The organism is Roseiarcus sp. (genome assembly GCF_052145395.1).
Lineage (GTDB): Bacteria > Pseudomonadota > Alphaproteobacteria > Rhizobiales > Beijerinckiaceae > Roseiarcus.
This window is the reverse complement of sequence record NZ_JBKQOT010000721.1, coordinates 1-10,252: the sequence shown is the minus strand read 5'-3', so window position 1 is coordinate 10,252 and position 10,252 is coordinate 1. Positions and strand designations below refer to the sequence as shown.

At 68.1% G+C, this 10,252-nt stretch carries 9 protein-coding genes; 1 reads left to right on the top strand and 8 read right to left on the bottom strand.

Annotation, left to right across the window (positions count from 1 at the left end; genetic code table 11):
- Window positions 1–22: 22 nt before the first annotated feature.
- On the bottom strand, window positions 23–577 hold the full coding sequence (locus ACLP25_RS24805; RefSeq protein ID WP_442471788.1) for a Wzz/FepE/Etk N-terminal domain-containing protein: 555 nt from the start codon (window positions 575–577) through the stop codon (window positions 23–25).
- Window positions 578–804: 227 nt separating this feature from the next.
- Window positions 805–1,776, bottom strand: coding sequence for a hypothetical protein (locus ACLP25_RS24800; RefSeq protein WP_442471787.1), 972 nt, complete (start codon window positions 1,774–1,776; stop codon window positions 805–807).
- 351 nt (window positions 1,777–2,127) lie between these two features.
- On the opposite strand from ACLP25_RS24800, the gene ACLP25_RS24795 reads away from it, so the two are divergent.
- Window positions 2,128–3,375 carry a glycosyltransferase family 4 protein gene (locus ACLP25_RS24795; protein WP_442471786.1) on the top strand — a complete coding sequence of 416 codons (1,248 nt, stop codon included), beginning with the start codon at window positions 2,128–2,130 and terminating at the stop codon, window positions 3,373–3,375.
- A gap of 55 nt (window positions 3,376–3,430) precedes the next feature.
- Here the strand turns inward: ACLP25_RS24795 and hypB are convergent, their stop codons facing one another.
- The 6 genes from hypB to ACLP25_RS24765 all read right to left on the bottom strand — a co-directional run.
- Window positions 3,431–4,162: a hydrogenase nickel incorporation protein HypB gene (gene hypB / locus ACLP25_RS24790; protein ID WP_442471785.1), complete on the bottom strand. Its 732-nt coding sequence runs from the start codon at window positions 4,160–4,162 to the stop codon at window positions 3,431–3,433.
- A 39-nt stretch (window positions 4,163–4,201) separates the two neighbouring features.
- Window positions 4,202–5,602, bottom strand: coding sequence for a helix-turn-helix domain-containing protein (locus ACLP25_RS24785; protein WP_442471784.1), 1,401 nt, complete (start codon window positions 5,600–5,602; stop codon window positions 4,202–4,204).
- Window positions 5,603–6,069: 467 nt separating this feature from the next.
- Window positions 6,070–6,672: a histidine phosphatase family protein gene (locus ACLP25_RS24780; protein ID WP_442471783.1), complete on the bottom strand. Its 603-nt coding sequence runs from the start codon at window positions 6,670–6,672 to the stop codon at window positions 6,070–6,072.
- On the bottom strand, window positions 6,654–7,982 hold the full coding sequence (locus ACLP25_RS24775; protein WP_442471782.1) for a DVU_1553 family AMP-dependent CoA ligase: 1,329 nt from the start codon (window positions 7,980–7,982) through the stop codon (window positions 6,654–6,656). The genes ACLP25_RS24780 and ACLP25_RS24775 overlap by 19 nt, the downstream gene beginning before the upstream one ends.
- Complete coding sequence (gene trsS / locus ACLP25_RS24770) at window positions 7,979–9,382, bottom strand: radical SAM (seleno)protein TrsS (protein WP_442471781.1); 1,404 nt, start codon at window positions 9,380–9,382, stop codon at window positions 7,979–7,981. Before trsS ends, ACLP25_RS24775 begins: the two co-directional genes overlap by 4 nt.
- Window positions 9,379–10,252: NTP transferase domain-containing protein (locus ACLP25_RS24765; RefSeq protein WP_442471780.1), on the bottom strand; the 874-nt coding region annotated here is incomplete at its 5' end. The genes ACLP25_RS24765 and trsS, both read right to left, overlap by 4 nt.

The following is a 10,252-nucleotide window of genomic DNA, read 5'->3' as shown; positions in this document are numbered from 1 at the left end:
CCCACCTCAATTTGATTGGCATTCAAAATAATTCTGCAAGAGCCTCCAGGTATTCGTTGTTGTTCGGGAGCCAGAAGGTCGGATAGCGGAAGAGGAAATCTGCATTCGGCCGGCTGAGGATCTCGCGCAGGTTGTTGTTCTTCGCCAGCTCCTCGACCACGTCGCGCGACGTGAGATAGGCGTTGACTGCGTTCGTTTCGTCGCGGGCGATTGAGCTCGCCGATTCCTCCGACAGCGCAGCGAGCGGGTACTGACTGTGCTGGACGGTCGAGCGGACGATGAAACTCGCCGAGGACGTGTAGCGCGGCGCTGCGATAACGAGGAGATAGACGGAGGCGACCGCCATCGGCAGCGCCACCGTGACGACGAAGAGCCAGAGCCAGCGCCAGCCGCTCGCCACGACCGTCAGCTGGATGGTCTCCGTCTCCGGCGCGGCCGGCAGATACTGCGGGCGCAGCGCGAGCGGTTTCAGTTCGACTTCGGTGGCGATCGGCCCGCCTTCGGTCGCAACCGCGAGATCGCCCACGCGGGAATCGGCGCGGGTTGTCATTGTTTTCGTCAGGTCGCTCTCGCTCACCGCCCGTGCTCCCTGACTCCCACCGAGACAAGCCAGAGGACGGCGAGCGCAGCCGCGGACACCGCGAACGCCGAGGCGATTGCGCGGAGCCGCCGCGGTTGCGTCGATTCGTCGGGGAGGTTCGGCGCCGCGATGACCTCGACATAGACATGCTGACGTCGCGCGTCGGTGCGCGCGGAGGTCAGCGAGGCCGTCGCCGCCTCCAGGCCTGCGTCGGCGAGGTTCCGCTACAGAATCAGCCGCTCGTAGACCGACACCTTGTCGGCGACCGCGGATTGGGGTCCGGCCAGCGCCTTCTGCTCGGAGGCGATCTGCGCCGTCAGCGCGTCAGCCTTGGCTTTCAGGGCGACGGTCGCCGGACTGGACGGAGCCATCTTCCCGCTTTCCGCAATCTGCGCCAGGACCCGATCAACCTGTCCGGACAAATCGGATATCGTGTTCAGCTGCGCGATCGCATTCTGCGATGGATCGACGACAGCCTGCGCGTTGCGGAACCGCGTGACCACATCGTGCGCCTCCATGACGGCGCTGGTGGCCTCAGCGACCACAGTTTCCGCCGCACGCACGGTGTCGGTCTCGAGCCGCACGTTCATTCCGTTGACCAGCACTTCCGCTTGGGACAGCAATTGTCGCGTGATCGCCTGCGCGTCCTCCGGCCGGAACGCCTGCGCCTTGATCGTGATGATGCCCGTATCCGGGTCGGCGACGGCTTTGACCCGGTCGCCGTAATACCAGTAGAGCCGCTCGAAACTGTCGCCGAAAAGCGGGCGCGGGAAGCGCGACAGCACATCGGCCTCCTCGCGTCCAAAGAACTTGCGGAGCGGCAGCGCCGCCTCGAGCTGCGACACGGCGTCGCGCGATCCGAGGTAGTCGAGAACGACGTTGGAGTCGTCGCTCGATCGCGCGATCCCGATCGCCTGCATCAGGCTTTCGAGTCCGGGGACGGCTCGATTCCCATGAATGCCGCGAACGATGAACTGGGTCTCGGATTCGTAGCGCGGCGCAGCGAGCAAACCGTAATAGACCGCCGAGAGAATGGTCGGCGCCGCAAAGACGGCGATGAGGGCCCATCGCAACATGCGCTTCGTTCGCAGGCCGAAGGCAGACCGCAGCGAGCCGCTGTCGGCGTCGGGGCGCGTTCCGTCCTCGATTTCGAGCCGGCTAGGACCGGAGGTTGCTTCGAGCAGAGAAACCCTCATTCCCGGATCAAGACCCCCTGGCGACAAAATGACGGATCCGCCCGTTTGTTATACCGCGAGGATTCCGCAAAGTCAGCCTCATGGGTTCCGCAAAGTCAGCCACATGGTTTCCGTTGCAACGGCCGCTCGAATTTCTGCTCAGACCGGAGCGAGCCCGGCGGCCATTGGCTTCGGACAGGAGCTTCGGCATTTCCGGCGTCGAATGTCCGCACTCGAATGTCCGCACTCGACGGCAGAACCGATGCTCCTTATGATCCCTGCCGGCTCCATCGGTCGGGACATTCACCGCGCGATCGAAAAGGGGTCCGTTGCTTCCGATAGACGCGGACCAATCGCGCGGATTTTTGCTGGATGGCCGTCCATTTCGACCTCACCGACGTGGCTGCTCACGCTGCGACCTGCGCCTCGCTGACGGGAATCCAGCGGGTCCAAATCGAGTCCGTTCGCTGCGTCGTCCGAAGGGAGCCTCGTTTCGCCGACATCTTCGCCAACCTGTACGGCGCTCATGTCGATCTGGCGCCGCTGTTCGCAGACTCCCGATTGACCGGCGCCGAAGCAATATTCACGCAAATGCGGCGCCTTTTTTCGCCTCTCCCCGCGCTCGGTCTGTCTCGCCGGAGCCCGTCGGATTGCCTTTACGTTGGCGGCGCGTTCTGGGCGCATCCCCGATGCGTGCGGACTTACGAGCAGGCCGCGCGCGACGGGTGCGACGTCGTGGCGCTTTTTCACGACGTCCTCCCGGTCGTGTTCCCCGACCTGGCGGACGCAGGCTGCCGCCCGCTGTTCGAACGCATGCTTCGCCTGCCGGCGCGCGCGATCACGGTGTCGCGGCACGCCCAGGCCCAGATCGAGTGGGCGCGACGCGCGGTCGGCGCTCCGCACGGGCTTGCGCCCGCGACGATCGCGCCTCTTGCGCACGTATTTCCAGCCGCGCCTCGTAATTTTGTCGGCCAAATCGCGCCGAGCCGGCGCCTCGCGGCGATCGAGCGGTCGGGCCCCTTCGCGCTCTGCGTCGGGAGCATTGAAGCCCGGAAGAACCAGGGACCCCTGCTTCGCCTGTGGGAATCCCTCGCCCGGGAAGCGGGTCCCGGCTGGCCGCGGCTCGTCGTCGCCGGAAGGGTCGGATGGCGCGCCAAGGAGACCGCTCGTGTGCTGAAGCGCGCCGACGCGGGAAGCCCGTACCTCTGGATCGATGCGCCGACGGACGAAGAACTCGCGTGGCTGTATGGCCGCGCCCGCTTCACGGTGTTCCCCAGTCTCGCCGAAGGTTGGGGCCTGCCGGTCGGCGAGAGCCTGTGGTTCGGCAAGCCTTGCGTCGCGTCCAACGCCGCGTCGATGCCGGAAGTCGGCGGCCCGCTTTGCTCCTACGCCGACCCGCGCGCCATCGACAGCTTCGCGGCGCCGATTCTCAGGCTTGTTCGAGACGCCGATTTCTACCAGACATCTGTCGCCGCCATCCGGTCCGCCCGGCTTCGCACCTGGGAGGAGACGGCCGACGCGCTCCTCAGCGCCTTGTCGCTTCGCGCAACCGGCAGAGCGGCGCTGCGGGACGACGGACCGGTCGCCGCCTCACGTGGCTTTGAGGCGCCCGTTCTCTAGAAAAAGCGAGCCCGCGCGCCTGCCGCCGGATCGCGCCGTGCCGACTGCTTTGTGATCAGTGCGCGTGCGCTTCGGCGTATGAGCGCCGCGGCGTCCTGCGCGCCTGGTCCTTGAGCCATTGCGTCCACGCGTCGACGCCTTCGCCGCTTCGCGCCGACACCCACTCGATCCGCCCTTCGCCTCTCAAGCGGACGATCGCGCGTCGCGCGCGCTCGACGTCGAAATCTCCGATGACCGGCAGAAGGTCGACTTTGGTGATCAGCACCAGATCCGCATTGCGGAAGATAACCGGGTATTTTTCCGGCTTGTCGTCACCCTCGGCGACGGAGAGCAGCACGACATCGAGATGCTGGCCGACGTCGAAGTCGGCCGGACATACGAGATTGCCGACGTTCTCGATGAACAGAATGTCGATGTCGTCGAGCGGCAATCCCAGAAGCGCGTCGTGGACCATCGCCGCGTCGAGATGGCAGGCGACCCCCGTGGTAATCTGCACCGCCTTCACGCCATGCCGGCGAATGCGCTCCGCGTCGTTCTCGGTCTCGAGATCGCCTTCGATGACCGCGACGCGGAGGCCCGGCGGCAAGGCTGCGATCGTCGCCTCCAATAGGCTGGTCTTCCCTGCGCCGGGCGACGACATCAGATTGACGGCGAGCACGCCGTGCGCGTCGAAATGCCCGCGGACATGGGCCGCGATGCGGTCGTTGGCCGAGAGGAGATTCTCTCGCACGACGATCGTCCGGTCCGCCTTGGCGTCGTGCGCGCCGCACCCGCATGTGTCGCACATCGCATATCTCCTGTTCGGCCGGGCCGATGGGGGCTCGCTTCAGGCGAGCTGCTGTTTTAGCCGGTCGAGATCGGCGATCACGATCGCCGCGGCGTCGAGACGCCGGATGAGGCGATCCCTGATGAGTTCGGCGATGATCGTCGAAACCGATTGCCGCGTCGCGCCGATCTGCATCGCGAATTCCTCGGCGCTGGGCGGGGCGTCGAGCACGAGGCCATCGGCGATCTGTCGGCCGTCTCGCTCCGCCGCTTCGCACAGCGCCTGAACCAGGCGATACCGGACGCATCGGAACACGATGTCCTCGGTCATGCGAATCGCCCGCTGCAGCATGCGGCTCATGGCGGGCATGGCGGAGCGGGCCAGATCGGGATCGCTCCGCACGATCTCCTGATAGGCCTTGCCGCTCATGACGACGACCTCGCCGTCCTTCTTGACCTCGAACATTGGGCCGGCGTGGATCGGGAGCGCATCGCCGGCGTCGAGCGTGAAGAGCGTCAACTCCTTGCCGTCGAGGGAAGCGAAGCATCGCAGCCGGCCGCCTCGGACGATGACGAGGCCACCTTCGGCGACCTTTTCTTCGTCCTCTCCATAGATCAGCTGGCCGGCCTTGATGCGCCGGACCTTGACCAGGGGCGCGAGCGGTCCGTCGAGAATGCGCTCGATGATCTGCGGCAGGGTCAGCGCCTCTGACCGGGCGGCGGCGTCGGCCGCCGCCTGGGCCGGCGACCAGCCCCGGTAGACTCTGGGCGAAAGGCTCATGCGGGCGAACAGGCGCTGGCCGCTTCCGGTCTGAACGATGCAGTCGTCGGACGCCGGATTGTGGCTGACCGCGCCGTGCTCGAGGGTGAACAGGTCGTCGAATCTGGGCGCGCGCGGCGCCGGCCATTCGAGGCCGAGAAGTGCGACGCCATTGCGGTTTGCCCCAACGATTCGATCGCCTTCGAAAGCGAGAATCCCCTCGTGCGGGCTTCCGATGACATAGGGATCGGTGTGGAACCGCATCTGCTCGAAGCCGCGGAACCGCGCCTCGAAAAGGGTGTGTTCGATCTGTTCCGTCGCGCGGTTGACCAGCGCCAGCATCAGGGGCTGCGGCTCGTTCGACGAATTGGTCAGGTCGAGCACGCCCGCAATCGCGCCGAAGGGATCGAAGATCGGCGCAGCGGAACAGCTGAGGATGCTGTGCATCTCGAAGTAATGCTCGGCGCCGATCACCGATCCCGGCGCCTGTTCGGCGAGCGCGGCGCCGATCGCGTTGGTCCCGGCGGTGGCTTCGTCCCACCTGGCGCCGGGGAGAAGGGCGACGTTGGCCGCTTCGGCGGCGAATTTGCCCACGCCGAGGCGATGCAGGACCAGCCCCTGCGGATCGGTCAGAATAACGATTCCGGACGCGACCCTGGCGTCGCGATAGAGGGCATCCATTTCGCCGCGGGCGGCCCGCACCAGGGTTTCGTTGCGCTCCTGCGCTTCAATGAGCCTGTGCCGGGACAAAATATCGAGGGCGGGCCTAGCCGCCCTGTTCAGACCGTAGCTCGCGCTGCGACGCCAAGACCGCAGAATCGCGGCCAGCGCCGGCGTAGCCGGCGCGACGCCGTCGACCAGAAATCTTCGCTTTGCGGCGGCGATCTCCGTGGGAGCGAGCCCCGCGCCCCGGGATCCGTCGGCGACGGTAAGGCGTTGGGAAGACCTTCTGGGCTCGCTCCTGTTCGACTTCACCGCTTTCCCCCCGTTTGGGTGTCTGGCTGAGCTGTCTTGCAAGAGGGGCGGCCGGGGCTTTTCGACATCACAGTCCCGTTATATGCGCGCGTCAACGAACGAAACGCCGCCGGCTCGTCGGCGCGCGCCCGCGCCGACGAGCCAGCCGTGCGCCCGCGTCCCGCGACGCTCGAGAAGATATGGCGCCAATCGCATCAGAGCGCGACTGCGTCGAGAAGCCGCACGGTCTGCGCATCGGGGCGCCCCTCGATCACGTTGAGTGAGCCCGGTCGCTGACCGATGCGGAACAGGTTCGCAAGCGGCATGCCGAGCACGTCGCACAAAATGACGCGATTGACGCCGCAATGGCCGGCGACGGCGACGACGCCGTCCTCTCCGTTAGCGTTCAGGGCCCGCCAGCAGGGCAGCACGCGCGCGGCGAGGTCGGAGAAACTCTCGCCGCCCGGCGGGCGATAGCCGGCGATGTCGCCTCCGCGCCGCTCGTACTCTTGGGGTTGGAACTGCGCGATTGCGCTGCGCAGGGCCCCGTCCCATTCGCCCAGGTCGATCTCGCGCAACGCCGGGCGGACATGGATCGGCGTCTTTTGCCCGGCCGCGAGCAACTCAGCGGTCCGATGCGAACGTTCGAGATCGCTGCAATAGATCGCCGTGATCGGGAAGCGCGCTGAAAGCCGCTGGGCGAGGTCGCGGATCTGCGCCTCGCCCTCGTCGCTCATCGGACAGTCGGTCGCGCCGATGAAGCGGCGATCCGCGTCGCCGACGACGGCGCCATGCCGAATCAGCAGCGCCGCGCGCATTCCGCCGCCTCCCTTTTCGAGAGCCGGCGCTTGCCCTCGCGCCGGAAGAGAATCGCGTCAGCCAGCGACAGCTCCAGGCTGAGGCGGCGCTCTCGAACGGCCGGCCCGACGACCGTGTCGTTGGCGAGCCGCGCGCGGACGGCTTCGAGCACGGCGCCGCCGTGCAATGCGGGCGGCGCGGCGATCGAGAGGGAAAGCGTGGCTGGCGGGCCTTCGTCGAATGTCGCCGCGAAATCGGACACCGCCTGAACGGCGAACAGGGCGTCGTCGAGGCGCGGCAGGCTCAGCGCGCCGCCTCCGGGCATAGTTATCGCTTCGCTAGCCCGCCCCGAGAAGCCATCGAGCCTGCGCAAAATCGACCCGCAACGGCAGGGCGTCTCGATGAGCCGCGCGAGATCGCCGGTGCGATAGCGCAACAGGGGAACGGCTCTGCCGCGCAGAGTCGTGACGACCACCACGCCGACCGCCCCCGGACGGGCCGGCGCGCCGGAGTCCGGGTCGACTGTTTCGACCAAAAGCTCGTTCTCGCGCAGATGGCAGCCGCAATGTTCTGCACAGTCGACGGCGCCGCCGTAGCCGGTTTCGGTCATGCCCCAGTGCTGGAAAACTTCCGCGCCGAAGGCGGCCCCGATGGATCGCGCAAGGCTCGGTGCGACATGGTCAGAGCTCAAGAGGACCGCGCGCGCGCGAAGCGCAGCGCCGGCGGCGCACGAGGCGACGCGCGCGGCGGCGAGCAACGGGACCGGGGCGCCAACCACGACGTCGGGCCGCTCTGCCCTGAGCCACGCCGCGAGCGCCTCCGGGTCGAAGGGCGGGGCCGCGCGTCTGCAGTCGGCGCCGAGACGGCCGAGCGCGACGGCGAGGCCGTCGACGATGCCGCCCGCCGCGCCGCCCGGAAAGGCGACGGCCACGCGGTCGCCGCGACGGGTGAAGAGGCCCATGCCGTGGACGAAGTAGTCGATGGTCGCTTCGCGATCCTCCGGCGAGAAATGCAGACGTTTCGGCGGCCCGCTGGTGCCCGAACTCGGCAGCGTGACGACGCGAGCGACATCGGCCTGTGACAGCGCCAGGAGCGGTGGATCGTTTCGCGACAGATCGGCGGCGAACGTGAACGGCAGGCGCGCGATATCCGCGGTCGAAGCGATCGCCGCCGCCGGCCAGTCGCGACGGGCGCGATAGAACGGGCTTGCGGCGCGGGCGTAAGCGATCGCCTCTCGCAGGCGCTCGGCTTGCCAGGCGGCGAGCGCGGGCCGTGTGAGCGGTCCGGCGAGGCCCATCCGCTCCGCCATCCAGCCGTCGAGCGTTTTCATCCCGCCGCCTCGAGGGCGCTCGTGGCGGCGCGGTAGAGCGGCTTGCCGTCCCGGCTGGTCAGATTGTAGGCGCAGAAGGGAATGACGCGCCGGTCGGGCGCGACCACGTGAATGTGGCACTGCCGGAGCCTGTCGAGGTCGAGCGTCCAGGCGTCCTGGAACGCCATCCCGGAGAGGCCCAGCGTCAGCTCGCGGCCGGCGAGAAAGGAGTCGAAAGACTCGAGCCCCGCGACTGACGGCGCGTCGCGATCATGACGGGTCCACTGGCCCGCGACATAGCGCCTCTCCCGCGCCACCTCCGCGCTCGGGCGCGTCGAGCCGCAGCATGCAGCTTTCGGAGAGGGTTCGGGAGCGCCGCAGCAGGATGCCGGCGCCTCGGCCGCCGCGGTAAGCCGCCCTGCCTCGTCGACCACGAAACGTCCGCTGAAGGAACAGTAGGGATTCTCCGCCGACCCGGGCCGGAAGTCGGTAATGCGGATGGTCCTGCCGCTATGGGCGATCAGCGCCTGCATCACCTCGGGCAGCGTGATGCGCAAGGCGTCGTCCGGCGCCGCGAGGCAGCGCCCGAAATAGCTGACCGGCTGGAAGTGCACGGCGCGGACTGCAGGCACGCGCGCGACGGCGAAATCGACAATGGCGCCGATCGCGTCGACGTTGACGCCGGGAACGAGCGTCGGGGTCAGCACCACGCCGATCCCGGCTTTGGCGCAATGGTCGATGGCGAGCGTCTTCAGCCGCATGAGCTTCGCGCCTCTTAGGCGGCGGTGCACGTCGTCGTCGACGCCGTCGAACTGCAGGAACACGCAGTCGAGTCCGGCCTTCGCCAGTTCGGCCACGAATGCGGTGTCCTTGGCGAGGCGAACGCCGTTGCTGTTCAGTTGAACGAAGTCGAAGCCGCGCGATCGGACGAGGGCGACGATGTCCGGCAGGTCATCCCGCACCGTCGGCTCGCCGCCCGACAGCTGGACATGGACCCGTCCGCCGGACTCCATGAGCGTGTCGAGCAAGCCTTCGATCTCCCCGAGGCTCGCGTCGGTCCCCTGGCGGGTGGCCGAGGCGTAGCAGACGGGACAGGCGAGATCGCAGCGCGACGTCACCTCGAGGAGGACGCAGCAGCCCTGCTGGCGGTGGTCGGGGCAGAGCCCGCAATCCTGCGGGCAGCCGCGCGCGACCGGCGTGGCGGCGACCGGCGGCCGGGAATAGGCGCGCGGCGCTTCTCCCCAGAGCCGATAGGAGCTGAGGCCCCGCCAGATCGGCGTTTTAGTCGTCCCGTGCTCGCGGCAGGTTTTCCGCAGATAAACCGTGTCGCCCTCGGCGATTCGCTCGGCCGGGATCGTCGCGAGGCATTCCGGGCAGACGCTTTCCGTGACGCCAAGGGAGGGGTTAGCGCAGCAGGTCATCGGGGTGTTCCGATCAGAGTTTCGCGAGGCCTCTCACGGGGCGTATCGAGGCGGCCGATGCGCGCTTCGATCGCCTCTTGCACGGCCTTGGCTCCGAGATACCGGCGGTTCGCTGCGGCGAAGGCAGCCAAGTCGTCGGCGTAGCGCACGAGCGCGGGAACGAAGCGGTCCTCGAGCGAGACCCGCGTCTCGCCCCGGACCAGCTTGTCGGCGAGATAAACGACGGCGGTTTCATCGAGCCGCGTGGCCCCCGCCCCGAGATCGGTGTGGCGCGCCACCGCCTCGGCAAGCTCCGGGAAGCCGAAGGCGGCGATCATCGTGGCGCCCGCTTCGGCGTGATGGGGAAGTCCCTTCGCAATGTCGTGCAGCCACGCGGCGGCGCGCGCGCGATCCGGGTCGACCGGCTCGCCCGCCAGACGGAGCCGCCGCGCGATCTCCGCAGCCAGTGCTGCGACCACGCGGCTGTGGCGGCGCACAGGCTCCGGCGTCGCCGCCGCCTCCAGCATCGCCTCGCACTCCGCGGGGTCGGGAAAGCGGCGGCGCGCCAGCGCCGACGCGAGCCGGCGAAAGTCCTCGGGGCGATCCATGTCGGTGAGGCAGCCCCAGTCGAAAACCGGAACGTTCAGCGCCTCACGCTCGCGCCGCTGAAGCAGCGCCAAAAGGCCGCCGTCGCCACTCCATGCAAGGACTTCGGCAAACAGCGCGCGCCGGATCAGCGGCGGGTGACCGCGTTCGCCGCGAAACGTCGGGTAGAGAATGGCTGCGTCATTCGCCGACGCGGCGTCGAGGAGCCGCGCGATCGTGGAGGCGCGCACGAGCGGCATATCGACCGGCATGAGCAGGAACGCCTCCGTCTCCGCAGGCAGCCCG

Coding starts and splice junctions, on each gene's coding strand:
- ACLP25_RS24780 (WP_442471783.1), bottom strand. CDS start 6,672: ATGCGCGCGGCGCTGCTGATTCGGCATGGCGCCGTCGTCGGCGACGCG.
- ACLP25_RS24795 (WP_442471786.1), top strand. CDS start 2,128: ATGGCCGTCCATTTCGACCTCACCGACGTGGCTGCTCACGCTGCGACC.
- ACLP25_RS24775 (WP_442471782.1), bottom strand. CDS start 7,982: ATGAAAACGCTCGACGGCTGGATGGCGGAGCGGATGGGCCTCGCCGGA.
- ACLP25_RS24800 (WP_442471787.1), bottom strand. CDS start 1,776: ATGAGGGTTTCTCTGCTCGAAGCAACCTCCGGTCCTAGCCGGCTCGAA.
- hypB (WP_442471785.1), bottom strand. CDS start 4,162: ATGTGCGACACATGCGGGTGCGGCGCGCACGACGCCAAGGCGGACCGG.
- trsS (WP_442471781.1), bottom strand. CDS start 9,382: ATGACCTGCTGCGCTAACCCCTCCCTTGGCGTCACGGAAAGCGTCTGC.